The sequence below is a fragment of the Proteiniclasticum ruminis genome (genome assembly GCF_900115135.1).
GTDB lineage: Bacteria > Bacillota > Clostridia > Clostridiales > Clostridiaceae > Proteiniclasticum > Proteiniclasticum ruminis_A.
The window spans coordinates 64491-87040 of the sequence record NZ_FOVK01000002.1 but is presented as its reverse complement, the minus strand read 5'-3'; the positions used below and the strand labels follow the sequence as shown (position 1 = coordinate 87040).

The 22550-nt window shown below is 45.5% G+C and carries 24 protein-coding genes; 15 read left to right on the top strand and 9 right to left on the bottom strand.

Translation table 11 applies throughout. The features are described from left to right. Window positions 1-119 precede the first annotated feature (119 nt). The 5 genes from BM243_RS05080 to BM243_RS05060 form a co-directional block, all read right to left on the bottom strand. Window positions 120-779, bottom strand: a complete 660-nt coding sequence (locus BM243_RS05080; RefSeq protein WP_074911087.1) for a ribonuclease H1 domain-containing protein — start codon at window positions 777-779, stop codon at window positions 120-122. Window positions 780-833: 54 nt separating this feature from the next. Continuing rightward, window positions 834-1922 carry a YkvA family protein gene (locus BM243_RS05075; protein WP_074911085.1) on the bottom strand — a complete coding sequence of 363 codons (1089 nt, stop codon included), beginning with the start codon at window positions 1920-1922 and terminating at the stop codon, window positions 834-836. A gap of 115 nt (window positions 1923-2037) precedes the next feature. Continuing rightward, a complete protein-coding gene (locus BM243_RS05070; RefSeq protein WP_074911084.1) occupies window positions 2038-3015 on the bottom strand; it encodes a rhomboid family intramembrane serine protease in 978 nt (325 codons plus the stop codon). Between the two features lie 101 nt (window positions 3016-3116). Further along, on the bottom strand, window positions 3117-4910 hold the full coding sequence (gene pepF, locus BM243_RS05065; protein WP_074911082.1) for an oligoendopeptidase F: 1794 nt from the start codon (window positions 4908-4910) through the stop codon (window positions 3117-3119). A gap of 165 nt (window positions 4911-5075) precedes the next feature. Then, window positions 5076-6044, bottom strand: coding sequence for a metal ABC transporter solute-binding protein, Zn/Mn family (locus BM243_RS05060; RefSeq protein WP_074911081.1), 969 nt, complete (start codon window positions 6042-6044; stop codon window positions 5076-5078). 125 nt (window positions 6045-6169) lie between these two features. On the opposite strand from BM243_RS05060, the gene BM243_RS05055 reads away from it, so the two are divergent. From BM243_RS05055 to BM243_RS05040, 4 genes are all read left to right on the top strand, one after another. Further along, a complete protein-coding gene (locus BM243_RS05055; RefSeq protein ID WP_074911079.1) occupies window positions 6170-6859 on the top strand; it encodes a metal ABC transporter ATP-binding protein in 690 nt (229 codons plus the stop codon). Continuing rightward, window positions 6859-7650 (top strand): metal ABC transporter permease, encoded by a 792-nt coding sequence (locus BM243_RS05050; protein ID WP_074911077.1) that lies wholly within the window; start codon window positions 6859-6861, stop codon window positions 7648-7650. The genes BM243_RS05055 and BM243_RS05050 overlap by 1 nt, the downstream gene beginning before the upstream one ends. 201 nt (window positions 7651-7851) lie before the next feature. Beyond that, entirely contained in the window at window positions 7852-8235 is a 384-nt protein-coding gene (locus BM243_RS05045) for a hypothetical protein (protein ID WP_074911075.1), read from the top strand. Between the two features lie 56 nt (window positions 8236-8291). Continuing rightward, a complete protein-coding gene (locus BM243_RS05040; RefSeq protein ID WP_074911073.1) occupies window positions 8292-8627 on the top strand; it encodes a PX domain-containing protein in 336 nt (111 codons plus the stop codon). Between the two features lie 61 nt (window positions 8628-8688). On the opposite strand, the gene BM243_RS05035 is transcribed toward BM243_RS05040, so the two are convergent. Next, window positions 8689-9888 (bottom strand): 6-phosphofructokinase, encoded by a 1200-nt coding sequence (locus BM243_RS05035; protein ID WP_074911072.1) that lies wholly within the window; start codon window positions 9886-9888, stop codon window positions 8689-8691. Between the two features lie 183 nt (window positions 9889-10071). Here BM243_RS05035 and BM243_RS05030 point away from each other — a divergent pair, with 183 nt between their 5' ends. The 4 genes from BM243_RS05030 to BM243_RS15380 all read left to right on the top strand — a co-directional run bounded on the left by BM243_RS05030 (window position 10072) and on the right by BM243_RS15380 (window position 11711). Further along, window positions 10072-10491, top strand: coding sequence for a Fur family transcriptional regulator (locus BM243_RS05030; protein ID WP_074911070.1), 420 nt, complete (start codon window positions 10072-10074; stop codon window positions 10489-10491). Between the two features lie 182 nt (window positions 10492-10673). Further along, window positions 10674-11111, top strand: coding sequence for an Lrp/AsnC family transcriptional regulator (locus BM243_RS05025; protein WP_031576424.1), 438 nt, complete (start codon window positions 10674-10676; stop codon window positions 11109-11111). A gap of 133 nt (window positions 11112-11244) precedes the next feature. Beyond that, window positions 11245-11523 carry a hypothetical protein gene (locus BM243_RS15385; protein WP_242943514.1) on the top strand — a complete coding sequence of 93 codons (279 nt, stop codon included), beginning with the start codon at window positions 11245-11247 and terminating at the stop codon, window positions 11521-11523. A gap of 14 nt (window positions 11524-11537) precedes the next feature. Beyond that, on the top strand, window positions 11538-11711 hold the full coding sequence (locus BM243_RS15380) for a DUF305 domain-containing protein (RefSeq protein WP_242943513.1): 174 nt from the start codon (window positions 11538-11540) through the stop codon (window positions 11709-11711). Window positions 11712-11826: 115 nt separating this feature from the next. On the opposite strand, the gene BM243_RS05015 is transcribed toward BM243_RS15380, so the two are convergent. The 3 genes from BM243_RS05015 to BM243_RS05005 all read right to left on the bottom strand — a co-directional run bounded on the left by BM243_RS05015 (window position 11827) and on the right by BM243_RS05005 (window position 15406). Beyond that, window positions 11827-12933 carry a DUF3810 domain-containing protein gene (locus BM243_RS05015; RefSeq protein WP_083422629.1) on the bottom strand — a complete coding sequence of 369 codons (1107 nt, stop codon included), beginning with the start codon at window positions 12931-12933 and terminating at the stop codon, window positions 11827-11829. Between the two features lie 106 nt (window positions 12934-13039). After that, window positions 13040-14134 carry an ArsR/SmtB family transcription factor gene (locus BM243_RS05010; protein WP_074911068.1) on the bottom strand — a complete coding sequence of 365 codons (1095 nt, stop codon included), beginning with the start codon at window positions 14132-14134 and terminating at the stop codon, window positions 13040-13042. Between the two features lie 18 nt (window positions 14135-14152). Further along, window positions 14153-15406 carry an MFS transporter gene (locus tag BM243_RS05005; protein ID WP_074911066.1) on the bottom strand — a complete coding sequence of 418 codons (1254 nt, stop codon included), beginning with the start codon at window positions 15404-15406 and terminating at the stop codon, window positions 14153-14155. 219 nt (window positions 15407-15625) lie between these two features. Here BM243_RS05005 and BM243_RS05000 point away from each other — a divergent pair, with 219 nt between their 5' ends. The 7 genes from BM243_RS05000 (at window position 15626) to BM243_RS04970 (ending at window position 22437) form a co-directional block, all read left to right on the top strand. Continuing rightward, entirely contained in the window at window positions 15626-17557 is a 1932-nt protein-coding gene (locus BM243_RS05000; protein WP_074911065.1) for an ABC-F family ATP-binding cassette domain-containing protein, read from the top strand. Window positions 17558-17610: 53 nt separating this feature from the next. Then, a complete protein-coding gene (locus BM243_RS04995) occupies window positions 17611-18327 on the top strand; it encodes a hypothetical protein (RefSeq protein ID WP_074911063.1) in 717 nt (238 codons plus the stop codon). Window positions 18328-18445: 118 nt separating this feature from the next. Next, window positions 18446-18814 (top strand): GntR family transcriptional regulator, encoded by a 369-nt coding sequence (locus BM243_RS04990; protein WP_074911062.1) that lies wholly within the window; start codon window positions 18446-18448, stop codon window positions 18812-18814. Further along, window positions 18811-19512: an ABC transporter ATP-binding protein gene (locus tag BM243_RS04985; RefSeq protein WP_074911060.1), complete on the top strand. Its 702-nt coding sequence runs from the start codon at window positions 18811-18813 to the stop codon at window positions 19510-19512. The genes BM243_RS04990 and BM243_RS04985 overlap by 4 nt, the downstream gene beginning before the upstream one ends. Continuing rightward, window positions 19506-20303 carry a hypothetical protein gene (locus BM243_RS04980; RefSeq protein WP_074911059.1) on the top strand — a complete coding sequence of 266 codons (798 nt, stop codon included), beginning with the start codon at window positions 19506-19508 and terminating at the stop codon, window positions 20301-20303. The genes BM243_RS04985 and BM243_RS04980 overlap by 7 nt, the downstream gene beginning before the upstream one ends. Window positions 20304-20535: 232 nt before the next feature. Then, window positions 20536-21759 carry an FprA family A-type flavoprotein gene (locus BM243_RS04975; protein ID WP_074911057.1) on the top strand — a complete coding sequence of 408 codons (1224 nt, stop codon included), beginning with the start codon at window positions 20536-20538 and terminating at the stop codon, window positions 21757-21759. 9 nt (window positions 21760-21768) lie between these two features. Beyond that, entirely contained in the window at window positions 21769-22437 is a 669-nt protein-coding gene (locus BM243_RS04970) for a DUF542 domain-containing protein (RefSeq protein WP_074911056.1), read from the top strand. Window positions 22438-22550 lie beyond the last annotated feature (113 nt).

The following is a 22550-nucleotide window of genomic DNA, read 5'->3' as shown; positions in this document are numbered from 1 at the left end:
TTAGTAAAAAAAAGAAGGAACCTGTCTAATCACAGGCCCTTCCAAGGATATTCACGTCCATCCCTTTTTCTATATTTATTTAATGACAACTCGTTCCCATCCGTGTATTTCTAGAAGTTTCAAGAATGAAAAGCACTTTTCGCCAGCTCATCCGCGCGGTCATTGAACCGATCTCCACTGTGACCTTTAACCTTCATAAACTTTACAGTGATATCTTTCTTCATGTTCTGATAAAACTCATGATATCCCTGGGTCAACGTATTGTTTCTTTTCCAGGTCCCCAGAGCCCAACTTTCAATGCCCTGATAATCAAAATAAAGGATGAGCTTCTGATATCCATGTTCCTTGGCATAGCTCATGGCCTTCATAGCCCCGAGAACTTCTCCGGCGACATTTCTCATGGCGCTGTATTCTCCCTGCCTTGCTTCTTTGAAAGAGGCCACTTCCTCCCCCTGCTCCACCACCACCATGCCATAGGCATAGCGGCCCGTAGACAGCTCATAGCTCCCGTCCACGTAAATGGTTGCTTCCGAAATGGGAGAGCTTTCCAAAGAGACTTCCGCTGGTTTCTCCTGATTTTTTTCTTTGATTCTATCTGCCTGCTTCAAAGGCACCTCTTTGCCATGAAGTCTCAGAAATTCTCTGGCTTCTTCCTGGGTAGGAAAGCTTTTGAAAATGACTCCTTTTGCACCTGTAACTTCTTTTTTGCAGGCATCCCAGGAGGTGAGAATTCCTTCCTGAATAGTATGACCGTTGATCACTGCGTAATATTTCGCCACGACTCTTCCTCCGACAAAAAGGGACGGCCCGCGTCCCTTTTACTTCTTCTAATTTTATTTTGTAACTGGATCAAAAATAGGGTTCAGATCCATGGGGATGGGCGCTTCCACAAGATAAGCCTCATCCTTCAGATATGATGGTTTTCTTTTCTCTAGATTTTCATCCACAAAGCCATAGACCTGATTTAAGGTCTTGCCCGGGGTGAAGTTCAGAATGGTCTCTATGTTGTCCTTCACAAGCTTCAGTGTGGCAAGATCTCCCTGCCAGTGCTTCACGAGGATTGGCACGGGGATCTTCTTCATGATGTAGTTGGTTCCGAAGAAGAAGATGGCAATGTCATCCACTTTTCCAAGAACAGGCACTTTACTCGGGATGAAATCCACAGGCACCAAAGGATACATAAACGTGAAAGCGATGATGGCTTTATCTCTCTTAGTCACCCGCTGGTCTTTCATGAGCCGCAGTGCAAGGGCATACATATCCGGAAGGATGAATCCGTATTTTGCAAGATTCTTCCGGTCATAGGGAACCTTCTGCATGATCTTGTTTCTGAACTCCGAGTAAGAATCTTCTGTTCTCCTGATCTCCTGAAGCTTCTCATTGAAGATGCGGATCTTCTCCGCTTCCATCTCCTGCTGCTTTCTTTCCTCTGCTTCCTTGTCTTTATTGGCTTCTTTCTGCATGGCCTCGATATCTGCTTCTATGCCTTTCAGCCTCAGAGAAAGCACACCGTTCTCCATGAGAAAATGATCCACTTCCAGATGCACATGAGGCACTTTCTGAAGGGCTTTGTCTATGTTCACCAGGATGGTTTTATTCTCATACCCAAGCCCCATCTCCAGCGCTTTTTTCGCGGCCATTTTGGACGCCATATTGAGTATGAACTTTGGTATACCGATTTTCAGCACTTTCACTCTTTCAATACGCAAAGACATAATGTTCTGGAACACACTGACAATACGGATTCTGGCAAGAAAGGGAATATCCACTATTTTATGGAATGTGCCCGCTACCTCAATATAATTGTCCTCCAGAGTGAGCTTTGTAAAGGTAAGCTCAGGCACCTGAGGCTCCACCAGGGTTTTCAGATCGTACATGATATCTTCTGCACTCATGGTTGTGGTAAAAGATGTAACTCTCATAAAAGGTCTCCTTCCAAGTATTCAATCGCTTTTGAAATCTTAGTCTTATTATATCAATTTCCACAACCAAATGGCTCCAGGTCTCAAAAGATTTCAATTAACTTAACATTTATCATTAGAGAAACGGTGGTCTGTCTTCTTCTGTTTTTTCAGAGAAGAACTGCAAGATGGTAAAGGACACGAGAATTCCCGCAAGAAGCCCGCCGATATGTCCAAAGTTGTCGATGGACGAGGCGGAGAATCCTGAAAAGAGATTGATGAAAAGAAGAAGAAGAATCCTTGGAAACATTCTTCTGTTCACACCGGACTTTCCGAGAAGCGCCATCATCATCACTGCTCCCAGCAGACCAAATATGGCTCCGGATGCACCCACAGAAACATTAGGTGTGAAGAGAAAACTCATGACTCCTCCGCCCAGGGCAGAGATAAAATACACCAGCAGAAACCGCCACGTCCCCATGGCTTCCTCCACTATTTTTCCAAGTGCGAACAGCGCATACATGTTGAAAAGAATATGGGTGAAGTCCCCATGAAGGAATGCAGAGGTCAAGAGCCGGTAAAGCTCCCCCTCCACAATGAGCTCGTTGACCTTGGCCCCATACCGGATGAGCACATCAATGCGGATGTCAAAGCTTCCTGATGCCAGAGCCGTGAGAAGATACACCACCACATTGAGGCCTACCAGGGTCAAGGTCGCCTTCATGGCTTTGGCGCTGAATTTTTTTACTGTGACATTCTTCTTGGAAAGCACGGACAGGGACACATCGTCATGGCCAAAAAACTCTCCATCCCCATTGACATAGACTTCCGAGTAGTTGGGTATGTGATTTTTCAGCGGCACCGGCAAATCCTCTGTAAAGATGATGTTCAGGATATAGACCGGCATATTCTTCCCCCGGGCATGGTTCAGAAAGGCCAGATGGTTCTTCTCTTCTTCTCCGAGCCTAGAAAAAATCACCGCCAGGTATCCATTCCGGATGGTGGTATATAGGTAAAACTGCAGATCCTCTTCTGTGGAAGGAAACTCTTCCAGAAAGAATCCTTTTCCGTCAATGAGAAGATCCATGGTTTCTTTGATGACTTTCTGGATCATGACAGATCCCTCCTTCCCTGTTGAAACTTATCCTCATTCTACTAGAAAAACCATAAATTGAATATAAAAAAGACCCTTCCGAAGAAAGGTCTTTACTAATACTACTGATTGAGGTACTCCTCCAGCATGTCCAGAAGCACATTGAATCTTCTCACGGTTGCTTCCAGAGGTTCTTTGCTGGTCATGTCTACGCCTGCCACCTGTAGGGTTTCTACAGGATAGTTGCTGCCACCGGTCTTCAGGAAGCCCAGGTATCTTTCCACCGCAGGCTCTCCTTCTTTTAGGATGTGCTCCGCGAAGGCACTGGCCGCAGCATACCCTGTGGCATACTGATACACATAGAAATCTCTGTAGAAATGAGGAATCCTCGCCCATTCCATTTCGATTTCCTGATCCAGCACAATGTTTTCTCCAAAGTACTTTTTATTAAGGTCCATCCAAAGGCTGCAGAAGTCTTCTCCTGTCATAGGGGTCCCTTTCTGAATGGTCTCATGGGTGACTTTTTCAAACTCCGCAAACATCAGCTGACGGAACACTGTGGTTCGGATCTGCTCCAGTTCCTGGTTCACCAGGTACAGCTTCTTGATTGGATCCTGTTCCTTTTCGATCTGATGATGGATCAGGAGCTTCTCATTGGTGGTGGATGCTACCTCCGCCACGAACAGTGTGTAGTCTCCATACACAAAAGGCTGATGCTTTCTGGAATAATAGGAGTGGATGGAGTGACCCATCTCATGGACCAGGGTGGACACATCCCGAAGGTCCTCATGATAGTTCAGAAGGATATAGGGCTCTGTGTCATAGGCTCCAGAGGAGTATGCGCCGCTTCTCTTTCCTTTGTTCTCATAAATATCAATCCAACCATTTTCCACACCTTCTTTGAAAATGGAAAGATACTCTTCCCCTAGTGGTTTCAGTCCTTCCAGTGACAGGGCAATCCCTTCTTCAAAAGGAATCTTCTCCTCCGGCACGTCGATGACAGGCACATAAAGATCATACATATGGATCTCATCCAGCTTCAGAAGCTTCTTCTTCAGCTCCACATAACGGTGAAGAGAAGAGACGCTCTCTGAAATGGTCTCCAGAGCGTTGTCATATACCGCCACTGGAATGTTGTTGGGGCTTAAGGAAGCCTCAATGGGTCCACTGTAGTTTCGCACTTTCGCTTTCAGGTTGAACGTCTTCATATTGGAGGAAAGCATGGTGCCGATGGCATTCCTATACTTCCCATAGGTGCCGAACAGCTCCATGAACGCATTCTTTCTCAGCACTCTGTCCTTGGACTGGATGAACATGCTGTAGCTGCCTTCTGTCATAGGATGTTTGGTTCCTTCTCCATCCTCCACATCAGAAAACGTCATGTCCGCATTGGTGAACATGGAGTAGATATCATCCGGTGCGTTCAAGGAATCGGACATCGTTGCCATGAGCTCTTCTTTTTCCTTACTGAGTACATGGGGTTTCTCTTTGACGATGGACTCAATGTAGAACTTGTAGAGGGAAAGATCCTCGTCAGCCAGGTAGCCTTCGATGACGCTTTCAGGCAGTGATAACAGTTCTGGCACAAAGTAGCTCACCATGGCGCTGTACTCTGCAGCGTACTGGGCCACTTTTGATAGAATCACCTGCTGAGCCGTATTGGTGGTATCCTCGTCGCTCTTCATGTGGGCATAGGCATAGAGCTTTTCCAGAACTCTTGTGTACTTTTCAAAGTCCTTCAGATAAGAAAGAAGGCTCTCTTTTTCATGAAGCTTTTCTTTGTAGTTCATGAGCACAGGTGCTTCTTCCTTCAGTTTAGAAAGCTCTTCTTCAAAAGCCTCATTGGACGCGTAGATCTTCTCCAGCTTCCATTTGAATTTAGGGTCGATTTCATTTCTTGGTTTTACAATAGCCATAAAGTACCTCCCGAAATTAACATTCTTCCTCTATTATAAAGGAGAATATTGAGAATTTATACTGATTCCGAAAGGAACTATGAGAAACTCCAAAGATTCTGTACTGCTAAAAAAAAGAAAACTCTGGAAAAAGAAGCTTCTTTCTCCAGAGCCTGTTCTTATGAATCAGCCTTCAAAACTTTCCAGCACTTTTTTGTAGATGTCCTCCAGATTGAGAAGAAGATCTCCTTCTGCTTCCAAAGCATTGATGGTTACGGTCTTTCCTCCGGTCTCTCTTGCCAAAGTTTCAGACACCTTCGGTGAGGCTGCCTCCTCGAGGAAAATGGTGGTGATGTTCTCCGCCTTCACAAAATCAATGAGATCCTGCAGCTTCTTTGGGGTAGGCTCTCCTTCCTGGAAAGGACCCTCGATGGCCTTCTGCTGAAGTCCCATTTCTCTTGTCATATAGCCAAATGCCGCATGTCCTGTGACAAAGGCTTTTCCTTCATGCGCCTTGAATTTCTCCTGATAGGTCTCTTTCAATGTCACAGCCTCTTTCTTAAAAGCCTCAAGATTCGCCTCAAAGGTTTCTGCACCTTCCGGAACAAGCACGGTCAGCTCTTCCTTCACATGTTCTGCCATGGTGATGAGAGCATCAATGGACAGCCAGATATGAGGATCAAACTCTCCATGGTCGTGGCTGTGGTCTTCTTCTTCATGATCGTGGTCATGATCATCGCCTTCGATGGTGATGAGAGAAACGCCTTCTGAAAGATCAATGACAGAGAGATCTTTATTCCCAGAATTCTCTACCGCTTTCTCTACCCAAGGCTCCATGCCAAGGCCATTCATGAAAAGAAACTTCACTGTGGAAAGTTCTCCCATATCTTTGATGGTGGGTTCAAAATCGTGGGCTTCCGCTCCTTCTGGCACAATCTTCCAGGTGTCCACATAGTCTCCGCCGACGATTCGCACCACTTCATTGACAGGATGTATGGTGGTTGCTACTTTAAGCTTCTCGATGGTTGGTTCCTCAGGGTTCTCCACGGCTGGACCTTCTTCTGCTGGTGTTTCAGTTTTGGGCTCTGCCTGGCATCCAGCCATAAAAGCCATGACAGAAACTGCCGCAATCAGTCCGATTAATCTTTTTTTCATCTATTTATCCTCCAGTTGTTGCAAATGATTCGCATCCATGAGTATAATATACTAAGAAATATACATTGTCAACGGCTTTTTTTTGTACTATATTAAGTTGTGAACAAAAACTGGAGTGAATGAAAATGATTGAAATTAGTAACTTATCCTTCTCCTACACCGGAGAAGAGCCTTATCTCATCAAAGACCTCAATATGACTATCCCCGGTGGGCAGCTGATCTCAGTCATCGGAGAAAACGGATCCGCAAAATCCACCATGATCAAGCTGGTGGTGGGTCTTTTAAAGCCCCTGAAAGGTCAGGTGAAGATCCATGCAAAATCCGTAGGCTATGTGCCCCAGAAGATGGAGACTTTCAACAAGCAGTTTCCCATCACCGTGGAAGAGGTCTACAAAACCCACCTTCGTGCCTTAGGAATCAAAGACAACAAAAGAATTGACGAATGCCTGGAGGAAGTCTCCATGCTGGAATACAAAAAATCTCTGGTGGGGAATCTTTCTGGAGGGCAGACCCAAAGAGTGTTCATTGGACGTGCTCTTTTAGGAAACCCCGAGCTTCTCATTCTCGATGAGCCCTCCACTGGGATGGACATCAGAAGCCAGAAAGAAGTGCGGAAGATCCTCAAAGGGCTCCGGGAGAAAGGGGTCACCATTCTCACTGTTGAGCACAACATCTCCGCTGCCATCCACAACTCCGACTTCATCATCCGTATGGGGGACAATATCGGTGTCCTTTATGACATCAAAACCTACAAGAGAAATATTCAGCACGAAGACGTGGACAATATGCTGGTCTTCCGGAAGGAGGAGTTCTGATGCTTTCTTATCCATTTATGCAAAATGCCCTCATGGCAGGCGCCCTGGTGGCCATCTTAAGTCCCATCATCGGCATTTTCCTGGTGCTCCGCCGCTACTCCATGATGGGAGACACCCTGGCCCACTCGTCTCTGGCAGGAGTTGCCATCGGGATTGTAGCTGGCTTAAGCCCCACCCTCTCCTCAGTGATCTTCACAGCTCTGGCTGCTTTACTCATTGAGTTCTTAAGGGACCGCTTCAAGCGGTATGCAGAGATCCTCATGTCTGTGGTGCTGACCTTATCTGTTGGTATTGCCATTGTTCTGGTTTCCAGCGGTCAGGCAAACACCAACATCAACCAGTACCTTTTTGGCAGCATCCTCACGGTCACCCGCCAGGATCTTTATCTTGTGCTTCTTGTGGCTCTAGTCACCGTGGGAACCGTATATTATTACTATCATGAACTGATTTATACCACTTTTGATGAGGACGGTGCTCACATCATCAACATCAAGGTGAAACGGGTCAATTATATTTTTGCCCTTCTCATGGGACTGTCCATTGCGGTGTCCATCCGCATCACCGGTGTGCTCGTAATCTCTTCCCTCATTGTACTGCCCGTGGCCACCGCCATGCAGTTCAAAAAAGGCTTTAAGCATACGCTTTTTCTCAGCATTGCTGTGGGACTCATTGATGTGCTTTTAGGTCTGATTCTTTCTTATACCTTGGACAGTGCTCCCGGAGGAACCATTGCTCTTCTTTCTGTGATCACCATGGTGATTTCATTACTCATCAATCCATTCAATAAATAAAACCATGCAGCCTCCATCTAGAGTATAAAAGCTCAGATGGAGGCTATTTATATAATTCCCATCCTCTGCCCTCTGATAACTTTCTTTACACCGAAAGAAAGATTCCATATAATAGATTTACAATTTAGTAAACTGACTATATTTTAAACACTTTTATCTATGATTATACATAGCATTATTCTAACAAATGGGAGGATTTTCATGAAAAAATATTGGATCATACCTCTGGTTCTACTGATACTTTTCACACTGGTTGGATGCTCTGCCAAGAAGGCTTCCATTGAAACTGATCCTCAAACTTCCTTGTCCTCTGAACAGCAAAAAGCAGTAGAAAACAGTATAGCGTATATAAAAAACTCTGAGCTTGCCTCAAAAGACAGGATCGATAAAAGCCTGATCAAAATAGATACTGCAGAGGAAAACACCTGGCAATCTGTGTATACTGACAGCGGCAAAGCAGAAGAGAGTGCGGTGGACACTACAGACTGGATCATCACCCTTGGGGACAGATCCGGCTTTGACTTTGCAGTAATTGTTTGTGACAGCACCACCTCCGAAGTCATCGGATACATGCCCATGGAGTAGCAGGCCATTTTCTGAATTCATGACCAGAGTCACTATAGGAAAGGATGGACGTCTTTATGACATTACTGAAACAGCTGGCACCTTGGATCAATCTCTTCAGCCTTTTCTGTCTTTTTGACTGGATCAGGCTCTATCAAAGGAGAAGTGTTCCGCCCTTAGCTGAAAAATATCTGTCCGGGGAAACACTGGAAAACTTCATCAAAAGAAGAATGGCCGTACAACTGATCTTTGCGGCTGGGTTTTATTGCACTAACCTATCAAATAATCTGCCGATTTCTGATTTGTATCAGCTCATTGTCAGTCTTTCTGGATCGCTACTTCTTTTCATTGCGATATTTTTCAACATCCAGAACAACCGACGGTATTTGAATCGGTGGACCGCCAGTTTCTAAAACGGAAATGAAAAAGCACAGAACTCAAGAAAACTGAAGTTCTGTGCTTTTGTGTTTTTCTTTATTTATGCTGACGGTGAAGAACCTTATACTCAGGCAGGTCTCCCACTAAAGGTCTGAAATAGCTGAGCGCTTCTTCAGTGATATTCATGCCGTCTTCTGTCACCATGGTCAGTGGCATGTATTTCACGTGGTTTGCGATATTGGATGCATCGGTCTTGGTGTACTCCACTTCATAAGGCACATCAGAGACTCTCTTCAAGATGGAAACCACACCGGTTTCTCCTTCTTTGGCAAGGACGAGAGCTCTTTCTCCCAGGGTAAAGGCTTCTTCCACATCCACAGAAGATGCCAAGTGGAAAGCGGATCTCTGCAGGGTAGACAGTTCCAGCACCTTCACTCTGGATGTGATGCCGCTGTCCTTGATGATATTTTTCAAGGCATTACCCGCACCACCCAGCTGAGCATGACCAAAGGAGTCATGAGCATGGGCTTTGGTCGCAGCCAGGAAGGAACCATCCTTCAGTCGCACACCTTCAGAAGCCACAATATACACATGATTCTTTTCTTTATAGATTTCTTCCACTTTCTTCAGGAACTTCTCCTCATCAAAAGGCACTTCTGGAAGAAGAACGATATCGGCACATCTTTTCCCTTCATGGGTGGCCACAGCCCCAGAAGCTGCCAGCCAGCCAGCATCTCTGCCCATGGTCTCTGTGATGAAGACGCCATTATTGGAGTAGACAAGAGAATCCAGATAACTCTCCAGAACACTCACTGCAATGTATCTTGCTGCAGAACCGAAGCCTGGCGCATGGTCGATGACCTGTAAATCATTATCCACAGTCTTTGGAATGCCAATGAACTGAACTTCATGGCCTCTTTCTCTTGCGTAGGCAGAAAGCTTTCTTACGGTATCTTGGGAGTCGTTGCCCCCTGCATAGAAGAACGCCTTGATTTCATGCTTCTTGAAGATCTCAAAAAGCTTTTCGTACTCCTCTTTGCTGTCCTCATAGTTTTTCAGTTTGTATCTGCAGGACCCCAGTGCTGCAGAGGGGGTATGCTTCACCTTGTCGATGTCTTCTTGGGACAGTTCTGAAAGGTTTATGAAATCCTCTTTCAGAATGCCTTCAATGCCATGAAGCCCACCATACACATGGTCAAAATATCCCACTTCATTATTCTTTGATAACAGTCCCATCACCGATGCATTGATGACGGAAGTTGGCCCGCCGGACTGAGCCACCACACAGTTTCTCATAGTTTTCCCTCACTTTTCTACATGATATACACATATCTTAGCATAGAAACAGCGTGAAATGAACCAAGAGGGCGCCTCCCTCTAAATATTTTGATGTCCAAAGAGCTTCAAAGGGGTTCATTGAATTCTTTTGAAATCCATACTATAATGAGGACAGCCCAAACGATGAAGGAGCGATTTTTAATGAATACCATAGAAATCCTCAAGAAGCATGCCATCAAAGTCACCAAGCCCCGTATGGCCATCTATGAGCTCCTGGAGAAGGAGCATACCGGCATCGGCGCTGACTATATCTACAGCACCTTGCTGAAGGAGAACCTCTCCATCAATCTCAGCACGGTGTATCGTACGCTGGAGCTTTTTGAAGAAAAAAATCTGATACAGAAATATGATCTGGGAGAGAAGAAGTACAACTTCAGCCTCATCCGTCATGGACACCATCACATTGTGGAGTGTGACAGCTGCCATAAAGTGATCAATTTGGATTGTCCCATGAAGCAGATTGAAGATCTTATCACCAAAGAAACAGGCTTTCATCTCACCGAGCATCATCTGGAACTGAAAGGCATCTGCAGGGACTGCCTGGAGAAAAAAAAGCACTGACCCGGTTCTTTCCAAGAGACATTTTGGAAAGAGCCTTTTTTTAATGGTAATGCCTTCTGACTTATTTTTCTTAAGTGGGAGCGAGAAAAACCTTGACCATCCCCCTATAGAAACTTTAAAATAGTAACATATTAGAAAAGGCAGGTGAAGAGGCAATGGGGATACACCTCCAAGCCCGTACCATGGATCATATTGATAAAAAACTTCTGGAACTGCTGCAGGAAAACGGACGGTGCTCTCTGAAAGCTCTGGCCGATGCGGTCTATCTTTCTACGCCCGCAGTTTCCACAAGAATCAGCCGCATGGAAGAGGAAGGCATCATCACCGGGTACTCCTGCTCTGTGAATCCCCATAAACTGGGGTACAACATCAAAGCCTATATCAACCTGGAAATGACCCCAAAACAAAAAGGAGAGTTTTATCCTTTTATCGAAGCCTGCCCCAATGTGCTGGAGTGCGACTGTGTCACTGGGAAATATTCTATGCTGATTAAAGTGGCCTTCCACACCACCATGGAACTGGATGCCTTCATTGGCGCACTCCAGAGGTTTGGAAACACAGATACTCAAATTGTATTCTCCACCCCTGTGGAGCACCGCGGCATCCTCAAATACGAATAGAAGCCAGCTGCCTGAAAGGATTTTGAAGAGAATCCTTTCTTTTTTTATTTACAGGCAGTTCAATGAGCGTCAACAGAGAGGTCAATTTTTACGAGTACAATAAAAGCAGATCGTTGAATGCTTACAAAAAAAAATGGCCAACCAACCTGTTCAAGAAAGGAATGAATACACAAAATTTCTCGTGATGATTCTCACATCCACCTTCATCATGTACTGGCTCATGTATCTCAATCTCTATGAGGCCTCTCATGTGGAAATCAGCCAGACCAGACTGTTCATGGCATTGAACATGGGCTCTTTGATGGCAGTGGTCATGCTGCTGTTCATGTGGAAGATGTACGACGACAAGAAGAAAAACACCATGATCCTTGGAATCAGTGCTGTGGTCTTCTTTCTTTCTCTTTTTTTGTGAGAAGTCAGGCCACGGTGGATGAGATCAGCTGGATGAAAGCCATGATCCCCCATCACTCCAGCGCCATTCTCACCAGCGAACGTGCTGACATCAAGGATGAAAGGGTGAAAGAACTGGCAGAGGAAATCATCCGTGCCCAGGAAAGAGAAATCAAAGAAATGCAGAAACTCATCGAAGATCTTGAATAAGATCTTGCCAGAAGGACTGGTCTTCTCATCGTCTATGAGGGGACTTCTCCACAATACAATAAAAAAGGAGCAAGCCTTTTAGTAGGTTTGCTCCTTTTTTGCTGCTGCCACTCTCTTACAGATCGATTCTTCCTTTTTGCACAAACTGCTCCAGCAGAAGATTCACCATTTCTCCGTAGCTCCGCACACCAGAAACCTGTCCATTGCTTTTAAGGTAGTTGTCATTGACCTTGGTGGCCTGCTCCTGTACCTTCCCTTCATAGGGTTTATAAAAGGCACTGTAGGCTGAAAGATCCCTTTTCACGCCTTCGCTGTAGGTATCATAAAGAGTCCGGTAGGCTTCTTTATCCACCCGGTAAAGAGCATTCATGGAACTGATGAGTGCAAGCATGGTACCGGAGTAGCGGATCTCTTCCTCTTCAGAGTACAGGCTCGTGACATACGCCATATAGTTCGCCTCGTCCTCATAGGCCACTCCCCGCTGATGAGCCATTTCATGAAGCACCGTGGCTGGAAAAAGAAGATCCGGTCCTTTGGTGTTCACATTGGCTTCCCCCGTAAAAGGAAAGAAAATCCCCGTAATTCCTGTATAATTCATATATTCAGAAAGGAGGATCCCTTTTGCAGGTCCATAGGTTCCAGCATAGACTGGATGTTCCCAGGAAAAGGCCTCATAGGTTTCCAGTGCTTTCTCATATAGGATTCCTTCTTCCATACTCAGGGTGAATACGCCTTCCTCATCTTGAGGCACCCGCTCTCTCAGGCTGTTTGCCCGTTCGATAAGGGCTTGATTCATTGTTTCGAGCACTTCTTTCTCATAAAGCGTTTTCTCCAAGGAAAGGTGCGCTCTCACCGAAGGCCTCTGATAGTTGAGTCCAAAGACCATCATAAACACGATGTAGAGAATAGACAGGTAGGCTATAGTTCTTGAAAGAAGGGTCCATGCCCCTCCCTTAAAAAGCCTCACAAGAAAAAGAACAAGAAGAACTGCACCCAAGAACACATGAAAATAAACAAATGCTTCTCCTAAAGAAAAGGGAAACGGTCCTGTGATTCTGCTCAGGAGCCGGATGAGTGCGCGGTTCCATTCTGCGGGATAGACCCGCTCCAGAAGTTCGGGGTTTTTTCTTGCACCCAAGGAGGCGCCATAAATTAGAAGAGCCAGAAGGATCCATAAATATCCTTCACTGAGCAGTCCTTTTTTCTTTTTTCCTAATTTCAATGGCCTTCCTCCTTTCTTTCTTCATAATTTTAATCATTATCACACAGATATTTTAAAAATCCTTTAAAAGTCCCAAGAGAAGCACAGCTCCTCTTGGGACTTTTTTCTACTTCAGCAGGAAATCTTTTTTCAGCTCCTCTATGGCAGCCTTCAGAAACTCCTCATTGACTTTATAGATGTACCGCCCCTCCACCTGATCCAGATACGCTATTTTTGCTGTAACCAGGTTGTTCAGATGGTAGGAGATGGTTGCCGGAGACACATGAAGATTCTTTGCGATAACCTTGGTGGAAGTGACCCCTTTGGCCAGGTTCATGACCACTTCATAGCGGGTTTTGTCCCCCAGGTTCTTAAAGAGGAGGACCCGCTCCTGGATTTTATTCTCTTCCTGCTCCTTGATGGCTTCAAAAATATCATCCAGATACACCCCCCAGGAAATGAATGGATGCACATTTCCCGTATTCAGCATCAGCTGCATGGGATTGGACATGGAAATGAGTATGGGATATTCCTTCCACTCTAAAAGGCTTTCTTTCATGATGCCCCTCGATATCTCCGCCAGTCCGTCCCCTTTTGATTTTAGAAGCTTTTGGGTCAGCTCCTCTCCCTTTTTGATGATCAACGGTTTTTTCGTCTCATACAGTTCCTCAAAAATCGGATGAATTTCCAGAAGAATGTCCACCAGCTTTTCCACCATCATCCGAGGCTGGGTGGAAAAGTGAAGCAGATTCCATCTGGCATCATTGCCGATGGTGAGGTTCTGAAGAAAACCCATGACCTCTTCCGGATGGTCCACAAGCCTTGATGCCACTTCTCTGGACTTCTCCTTATTTTCTTCCGTATCGCTGTCATAATAGTCCAGTGCGAAATAGATACTGAAGAGAAGCTCCATCTCCGTGAGCTTACGTAAATGCTCCAGATACTCCTCCACCTTCTCAAAACCAATGATGGGCTGGGTCATGGAAAGGAGCGCGATGAAATCATGATCCTCCATAGATTCATAGTAGTACGGAAGAAGTCTTTCCTTATAAGGCATAAGAATCTTATGGAACTCCCGGACATTCACCTTGGCCTCTTCCGGTATGAGCTCATCATAGTTCTCATCCATCTTCTGATACACATCTTCTTTATAGTGGATGTGCTGAGGCAAGGTCAAAAGATCAAAAATATAACTTTCTTTTTCATGGAACTGATATTTCAAGAGCATCTCCTCCTGCCGCTACGCAGCGGTCTTCACTTCTTCTTTCGCAAGGAAAGGTTTCTTATAGTATAACACGCCAAGGGCCATGATGGCACCGGCAAGAAGAATGGGATACTGAGGCTTCAAGGTGTCCATTCCGATGCCCATGAGCACCTGCCCCACAGGCTGGATGATGGTCATCATGAGCCCCATCACCGTGCCCACTCTCCCCATGGCCTGTTTGGGCACCAGGGTATCAAAGAGGGTTCCTAAAGAGATGTTCGCCATGGAAACAAAGATCCCGATGATGAAGGACAGGCCAATCAGAAGCACAAAAACCATGTTTCTGTCAAAGAGTCCATCGGAAACGATCATGCCCATGGAAAGGATCACAAAGGATACCGCAAAGAAGCTGTAAATGAGAAGCTTCCCCAGGTCCACTTTCTTGGCAAATCCAGCCAATAAAAGTGGGGTCAGCACCATGGACAAGGAAAGAAGAGACGAGAACATCCCCAGCTCCACATCGCTGGCGGATAGGACTTCTCTCAGAATATAGAAGAGTCCTACGCTGAAGAGTGCCCCCAGGGAAAAATTGAGGATCATGCCCAGTCCAATGATGTTTCGCACAATTTTGAGATCTTTCATAATGGTCAAGCCCTCTTTAAAATCCTGCCAGAAAAACTCCAGACTGATTTTCTGAGGCTTCTTATGAAGTGCAGGCACTTCTATGAAGGTCTCACTGAAAGCAGAAAGGAAAAAGCTTACTGAATTTATCACAAGAATCCCCTGCATCCCAAGTACTCCATAGAGCCCCGCTGCAATCATGGGAGACAGCATGGAGAACAGATTGCTCACGATGCTTTTGAGGCTGTTGGCATCAAAGAGCTCTTCCTTCTTCACGATGCTTGGGGTCACCGCCGCCATGGCGGATCCAAAGAAAATCTCTGTGATCTCTAGAAGCACCACCAGAAGATAGATGCTGGGGACACTGAGACTGCCATTCATAAAAAAGTAGAAGGCATAGGCCCCGATGAGAAGACCATTGATGGTGTCCATGAGAACGATACTTTTTTTCCGGTCAAACCAGTCTCCAAAGACCCCAGCAAAAGGAGTCATGAGGATTCTGGGCAAGATGGAAATGGAAAGCATGGTGGAGAAAATCGTTGCAGATCCAGTCACCGCCAGCACATAAAGAGATAAAGCAAACTGCTGCATATTGCTGCCAAGAAGGGAGACGGCGTTTCCAGCCAGAAGCAGGGTGAAATTTTTATTCTTTAACAAATCTCGTTTCATGGGACCCTCCTAAATTAGTTAGATTGTTTCTTGATTACATAATACTCGCCAAATTTATTAATGTCAATAAAATAATTAGATAATCATCTAATTATTTTATGAATGTTCTATGACATGAATCAAGTCCCTCTTCTCGCTGGTTTTGCCTGTGGAAAACATTCCTTTACACCCTTTCCGCCTTTCCCGTATAATAGTGCTATTGACAAGAGGTGAATAAAAATGATTGTACTGTCTACAAGAGACATAAAACTCAGCTACGGCATCGACGTGATTTTAAAATCCGTCAGCTTCAGCATTCAGGAAGGAGACAAAGTTGCGCTCATCGGCGCCAACGGTGCTGGCAAGTCCAGCCTCTTCAAGATCCTGACCAAAGAAATCACAGAGTATGAGGGAGAGGTCTTTCTGGACCGTCAGAAGTCATTAGGATACCTTTCTCAGAACATCAATCTGGATACAGAAAAGACCATCCATGAGGAAGCACTCAGCGTTTTTCAGCATCTGATGGATATGGAAGACAGAATGCTCCATCTGGAAGAGGAAATGAAAAAACCCTATGAGGAAGCTCAGCACGAAGCCCATGAAGCGGCCATCACAGATTATGTGCACCTTCAGGAAAAGTATGATCTTCTGGGAGGCCGAACCTACAAGGGAGAGGTGCACAAAGTGCTCCGGGGCTTAGGTTTTGAAGAAGAGGAATTCTCGAAAAGAGTTTCCATTCTCTCAGGAGGACAGAAAACACGAGTGGCCCTAGCAAAACTTCTTCTCTCCAATCCGGACATCATCCTACTGGACGAACCCACAAACCATCTGGACCTTCAAGCCATCGAGTGGCTGGAGGAGTATCTGAAGAGCTATAAAGGGACGCTTCTCATCATCTCCCATGACCGATTTTTCTTAGACTCCATCACTTCTCATACCTTTGAGATGATCAGTGGTGAGATCTACACCTACAATGCTCCCTATACGAAATATCTGGAGCTGAAGGAAAAAGATTATGAAATCAAAATGAAGGCCTACCGCCACCAGCAGGAGGAAATCGCCAGACAGGAGAAAATCATCGAGCGCTACAAATCCTTCAACCGGGAGAAAAGCATCAAAGCCGCAGAGTCCAGACAGAAGATGCTGGATAAGATCGAACGGATCGAAGCCCCCCCAAAGGCCAGAAGCCCCTATAAGATCTCCTTTGACAATGAGATTGAAAGCGGCACGGACGTCCTCATTGTAGAGAATCTCAGTAAAGCCTTCGAGGACACCAAGCTTTTTGAAAACCTCTCCTTTCACATCCGAAAAGCAGAGCGCATTGCCCTCATCGGAGAAAACGGCAGAGGAAAAACCACCCTCTTCAAGATGCTGCTGGACCGGGTAAAACCAGACCAGGGAGACATCATTCTTGGAAAGAACGTGACCCTTGGCTACTATGATCAGGAGCAGAGCGATCTTCATCCGGAGAAAACCGTCATGTCGGAGCTCCATGATGAGTTTCCTCATCTCACGGAGCGTGAAGTAAGAACTTATCTTGGCAGTTTCCTCTTCCGGGGAGACGAGGTCTTTAAAGAAGTGAAAAACCTCTCCGGTGGAGAGAAATGCAGAGTGAACCTTTTAAAACTCATGCTGAAAAAATCCAATTTTCTTATCCTGGATGAACCCACAAACCATCTGGACATTCCATCAAGAGAAGCTCTGGAAGATGCTCTTCTTGATTATGACGGAACACTATTTGTCATCTCCCATGACCGTTACTTCCTGAATAAAGTGGTGCACAAGATCTTTGAACTGAAAGAAGACGGGATTGTGGAATATCTTGGCAACTACAGCTACTATACGGAAAAGAAACTGAACCCCAACCGGTTCCAGGGCATTGAGGAGAAAGAAACCAGAAACAAGACCCAATACCAGGAGGAAAAGAAAAAGAAAAAAGGACGGGAAAAGGAAGAACGGGAAAAGAAGAAGCGTCTGAAAACGCTGGAAGAGACCATTGAGAAAATGGAAGCAGAAAAAGAAGATCTCACCTTATCCTTGACCACAGAAGAAGTCTATAAAGACATCAAAAAGTCCATGGAGATTTCCAATAAAATCAAAGAAGTGGACGATAAAATCAAAGATCATTATGAGGAGTGGGAACTGCTTCTCATGGAGGAAGAGGAAGCCTAGGCTTCCCTTTTTTTGCACGAAAACTAAAACTGAAACATCATGGAGGACCCCTTATGAAGCTCATAAAAATCATCGGAAAAACCCTGCTCTTTGTCTTGTCTCTCGTCCTTGCCGTAGTATTGACCCTTCTCTTCCTGCTTCTCCTATCCTATCTGCAACAGAAAATCCTCATGCCAAAGCAGCACCTGTACTGGATCATGAAATCCCCCTACAGCTTTCTGTTCCTGTTCTTTGAAGTGGAGCTCATTGCCATTATGGGGTATATTCTGTCGAAGGACATCAAAGCTGCCTGGCATTACCTTCAGAATAAATTCGAAAGAGTCCTTCCTCACTGGAAGAGGTGGAGAAACGGCTCTCTCCTTTTAGTGAATGTTGTACTTCTCTATCTTCTTTTCATCCATGTCAGTGTGCTGACAGAGGAAGGCATCATAGACCACAGCGCCTTGAACCCCCAAGGGACTTTTCATCCTTATGAGTCCCTCTCTGCCATCGATACCGGCATCCAAGGGGAAAAGAAAAAATCCTTCACTTTCCAAGGAGAGTTCTACTACAAGGTCACCTTGGAAAACGGCAGTGTCCTCAACCTCGCAGACATGGGCGGATCCGCCACAGAAGAAGACTTCCGGTTTGTGCTGAGCCGCCTGGACAAAAGACTTCTTGATCTTGGAATTCCTAAAACTGCTTCTACTGATAATCTGTCTTATCTCTATGAAACACTAGATCCCATCTATGTGGAAGCCATTGAAGAGATGCTTACAAGAAGTGAATAACAACACAAAGCGCCTTATCAGCGCTTTTTTAATGTGATTTTTATTGACATTTCTTCCTGTTCTTTGTATTATTGTATTAATCACTTAGTACAATAATACATGTAAAGGAGGATTTCCTGTGCCATGGAATTTTGACAACAGCATTCCCATCTACCTTCAGATCATGAATGAGATCCAGCGGAAGATTTTCAGCAGTGAGCTTCATCCAGGAGATAAACTGCCATCCATCCGGGACTTAGCCAAAGAAGCGAACGTCAACCCCAATACCATGCAGAAAGCGCTTCAGGAGCTGGAAGCCCTGGGTCTTATCCAAACAGAACGGACATCCGGCAAGTTTGTCACCGAGGAAGAGGCAAAGATCCTGCAGCTGAAAGAAAGCTACATCGAAGACAAACTGAAACCCTTTCTCACAGAAATGAAGAAACTGGGCCTCGCTAAAGCCGATGTCATCGACAGAATCACAAGATGCAAGGAGGAAACCACATGAATGAACCCATGATTGAACTGAAAAATCTTACCAAGTCCTTCGGCAAAAAAAACGCCATAGATAACTTGACGTTGACCCTCCCAAAAGGGAAGATCATTGGCCTCTTGGGACCCAATGGCAGTGGTAAGTCCACCCTCTTCAAGATCCTCAACGGTCTTCTGGAGCCCACAGAAGGAGAAGTCACCATAGAAGGCACGAAGCCTTCCACCGCTACAAAAAATGTCATCTCCTACCTTCCAGAGAGAACCTATCTCAATGAGTGGATGAAAGTGTATGAGATCATGGACTTCTTCGCAGACTTTTATGAGGACTTCCAAAAAGAAAAAGCGTACAGCATGCTGGAAAAGCTCTCCATTGATCCTAAGGCTTCTCTGAAGACCTTATCCAAAGGAAACAAAGAAAAGGTTCAGCTGATCCTTGTTATGAGCAGACGTGCAAAGCTCTACTTATTGGACGAACCCATCGGTGGTGTGGATCCTGCTGCCAGGGACTTCATCTTGTCCACGATCTTAAACAACTATGAAGAAGGCTCTACCCTCATCATCTCCACCCATCTCATCAGTGACATTGAAAAAATCTTTGATGAGGTGATTCTCCTGAAAGATGGTCAGCTGTATGACTATGCTCCTGTGGAGGATTTAAGAGAAAGAAGCGGTAAATCCATTGACGAACTGTTCCGGGAGGTGTTCCGATGCTAAAAAAGCTTATGAAATACGAACTGAAGGCCACAGGCCGATATTTTCTGCCCTTGTATCTGGCCATTCTCATCCTCTCCCTCTTCATGGGGCTTCGAGGATTCGGGGGAAGCTTTCTGCCCATCCTGGATGTGCTGCTCCCAGCGGTTTTAGGCATTACCTTTGTGGGACTCATGGTCATGACTTTTATCCTGATTGTCACACGATTTGATAAGAACCTACTCGGAGACGAAGGGTATCTCATGTTCACGCTGCCTGCTAAAGCCAGCACCCTCATCTCTGCAAAGCTTCTTACCGCCATGCTGTGGCTCTTTGCCACCTTTCTGGTGTTTCTCCTGTCCATCACCTTCATCACCATCAGAGAGCTGAATCTGCCTGAACTCTTTGAAGTTTTCAGATTCATCGATGTGGATCCCCTGCTTGTAGTGCTGTTTCTGCTTGTGATGATCGTTTCGGTGGTGCAGTCGATCCTTCATATTTATGCTTCTTTAAGCATTGCACAGTCCAGAAGCATCACGAAAAACAGAATCCTGGGCGGCATCATCATCTTTATCCTCATTTCTATGGTCTTCAATGTGCTGGAAACTGCAGTGACCTTCAGCGGAGGTTTTCTTCTGCAAAACACCACCTGGTTCCAGATTCTCATAGAAGAAAACTATATGCAGGATTTCCCCGCCATGATGGAAGCATTCAAATCCATGTTCACGGTTCTTCTAGTCTATACAGGAGCCAAAGCAGTGCTCTTTTATTTCCTGACGAAGTACCATCTGGAAAAGAAACTGAATCTGGATTAAGTATAAAAACAAAAGAAAACACCGGCATCCCCTATGACAGGAAAAAGATGCACCGGTGTTTTCTTTTGTTGTCCAATGCTTTTCATCACCTCTTCACCCGAAATTTGACCTGTATCAAATTCTGAAACTTTGTTCAAATTTGATACAGGTCAAATTAATCCCCTCCTATGGGGTGTATGCTTAGCCCATAGAAACACCCCATGTTTTATAAAAGTCTTAGGAGGAAACAGATATGAGAGAAATTACAAAGAACGTATATTGGGTCGGCAAAGTGGACGACAGAAAGGTTCCCTTCCACAGACTGGTCCTGGAAAAAGGAACCAGTTACAATGCCTACCTCATCAAAGATGAGAAAACAGCCCTCATTGATACTGTGGACATACTCTTCGGAAAAGAGTTCACTGACAAAATGGCAGAGGCTATGGACCTTGCCGCTCTCGATTACATTGTCATCAATCACACAGAGCCTGACCACTCTGGCGCACTGGGCTCCATCGCAAGAAAAGCGGTGAACGCCAAGATCCTCTGCACCGCCCCCGCGGTGTATGAACTCATGGAAATGTACAAGATCGGCAAAGAACGCTTCCAGGTGGTGACAAACGGAGAAGAAATCTCCTTGGGAGAAAAGACGCTGGTCTTCTATGAGACCCCCTATCTTCATACTGAAGAAACCATGGTCACTTATCTGAAGGAAGACGAGGTGCTCTTTACCTGTGACATCTTCTCTACTCATGTGGCAGACAAGGAACATCTTCTTGTGTCTGAACTGCCTGAGGATGTTTCCATCATGGAGGACTATGACACCTATTACCAGCTCATCATGGATCCACACAGACGGTACGTGCTGCCCATGATCGACGTGGTGAAACCTCTTTCTTTGAAAATCATTGCTCCCTCCCATGGATATGTGCTGGATCAGAACCTTCCTTCTTACATCAGCGTCTATGAGAACCACGCCCTGGAATCCAAGAAAGACCTGTCTGCCCTCATCCTCTTCAACACCATGAGCGGGAACACCAAAAAAATGGCCCGAATGCTGGAAAACGAACTGGTGAAGGAAGGCATCAAAGTAGAAGCCATCAACACCGAAAAAGCGGATCTTGATGAGATCTACACGAAGATCCAGAAAGCTGACGGTATCCTCTTCGGAACCTCCACCAGATATGCAGATATCCCAGGTAATCTGGAAGTGATCCTCAAAGAGCTGAAGGATCTGGAAGTGGAAGGAAAGCCAGCTGCCGCCTTCGGTTCCTATGGATGGTCCGGAGAAGCGGTGGAAGTGGTGGAAGACTATCTAAGAGCCGCAGACTTAAGAACCCTCCGCTCTTCCGATATCATCAAATCCACAGGGATGTCTGACATTGAGTTCCCATTAAGAGTCCGTTTTAACCCTGAAAACAGTGAAAAAGAGATCAAGAAAGCTGCCGCCGTCTTTATCGACGTTCTACGATACTAGGAGGAACCCATGAACATAACCGATATGAAAATCAACGCCCTGGTGAAAGAAGACATCCGTCTCTCCAGCTTTTTCCAGGAAGAAAAAATTGACTTCTGCTGTAATGGTCACCGAATTCTTTCCGAGGTCCTCTCGGAAAAGAATCTGGACCCGAAAGAATTTACCCTAAGGCTTGAAGCCTTCCAGAAAGCACTGGACGAAAAGGGCCAGAAGGATGATTTTTTCAATCACATGGACAATGAGGAGCTCATCCACTACATCGTATCCACCCATCACAGCTTCACAAGAAGTGTTTTAAGAGAACTGGATGTTTTTACTTCAGCCATCCTGAGAGCCCATTACAGAGAGGACCCGGAACTTCTTCTTGCGGTCAATGACCTGTATGGAAGTCTCAGAAAAGAGCTTCTGGAACACCTGATCAAAGAAGAGGCAGACCTCTTTCCCCTCATCCTGGAAGGACGCTTTGAGGAAGCGAAGAAGGAAATCGAGATCACAGAAGATGAGCATGATGCCGCAGGAAACCTTCTGGCAAAACTTCGCCAGGTGACCAAGGACTATGCCCTGCCAAGCTATGCCTGCAGCACTTTTGAAGCCTGCTATCATCATCTGGAGGCCCTGGAAAGTGATCTCTTCAGACACATCTTTTTAGAAAACTCTATTCTGTTTGAACGGTTCTGACCTTTGACACCCCGAATCTCTGAATACAAGGAAAGAAGCCCTGGCAATGATGCCGGGGCTTCTTCCTTTCACCGAACTTGTTTTTCTCTGTTTAGGGGAAAACAGAATATGTC

Excerpts from the sequence above, each read along its gene's own strand:
- BM243_RS05075 (WP_074911085.1), bottom strand. The coding sequence starts at position 1,922 with ATGAGAGTTACATCTTTTACCACAACCATGAGTGCAGAAGATATCATG.
- BM243_RS05070 (WP_074911084.1), bottom strand. The coding sequence starts at position 3,015 with ATGATCCAGAAAGTCATCAAAGAAACCATGGATCTTCTCATTGACGGA.
- pepF (WP_074911082.1), bottom strand. The coding sequence starts at position 4,910 with ATGGCTATTGTAAAACCAAGAAATGAAATCGACCCTAAATTCAAATGG.
- BM243_RS05060 (WP_074911081.1), bottom strand. The coding sequence starts at position 6,044 with ATGAAAAAAAGATTAATCGGACTGATTGCGGCAGTTTCTGTCATGGCT.
- BM243_RS05055 (WP_074911079.1), top strand. The coding sequence starts at position 6,170 with ATGATTGAAATTAGTAACTTATCCTTCTCCTACACCGGAGAAGAGCCT.
- BM243_RS05050 (WP_074911077.1), top strand. The coding sequence starts at position 6,859 with ATGCTTTCTTATCCATTTATGCAAAATGCCCTCATGGCAGGCGCCCTG.
- BM243_RS05045 (WP_074911075.1), top strand. The coding sequence starts at position 7,852 with ATGAAAAAATATTGGATCATACCTCTGGTTCTACTGATACTTTTCACA.
- BM243_RS05040 (WP_074911073.1), top strand. The coding sequence starts at position 8,292 with ATGACATTACTGAAACAGCTGGCACCTTGGATCAATCTCTTCAGCCTT.
- BM243_RS05035 (WP_074911072.1), bottom strand. The coding sequence starts at position 9,888 with ATGAGAAACTGTGTGGTGGCTCAGTCCGGCGGGCCAACTTCCGTCATC.
- BM243_RS05030 (WP_074911070.1), top strand. The coding sequence starts at position 10,072 with ATGAATACCATAGAAATCCTCAAGAAGCATGCCATCAAAGTCACCAAG.
- BM243_RS05025 (WP_031576424.1), top strand. The coding sequence starts at position 10,674 with ATGGATCATATTGATAAAAAACTTCTGGAACTGCTGCAGGAAAACGGA.
- BM243_RS15385 (WP_242943514.1), top strand. The coding sequence starts at position 11,245 with ATGGCCAACCAACCTGTTCAAGAAAGGAATGAATACACAAAATTTCTC.
- BM243_RS05005 (WP_074911066.1), bottom strand. The coding sequence starts at position 15,406 with ATGAAACGAGATTTGTTAAAGAATAAAAATTTCACCCTGCTTCTGGCT.
- BM243_RS05000 (WP_074911065.1), top strand. The coding sequence starts at position 15,626 with ATGATTGTACTGTCTACAAGAGACATAAAACTCAGCTACGGCATCGAC.
- BM243_RS04995 (WP_074911063.1), top strand. The coding sequence starts at position 17,611 with ATGAAGCTCATAAAAATCATCGGAAAAACCCTGCTCTTTGTCTTGTCT.
- BM243_RS04985 (WP_074911060.1), top strand. The coding sequence starts at position 18,811 with ATGAATGAACCCATGATTGAACTGAAAAATCTTACCAAGTCCTTCGGC.
- BM243_RS04980 (WP_074911059.1), top strand. The coding sequence starts at position 19,506 with ATGCTAAAAAAGCTTATGAAATACGAACTGAAGGCCACAGGCCGATAT.
- BM243_RS04975 (WP_074911057.1), top strand. The coding sequence starts at position 20,536 with ATGAGAGAAATTACAAAGAACGTATATTGGGTCGGCAAAGTGGACGAC.
- BM243_RS04970 (WP_074911056.1), top strand. The coding sequence starts at position 21,769 with ATGAACATAACCGATATGAAAATCAACGCCCTGGTGAAAGAAGACATC.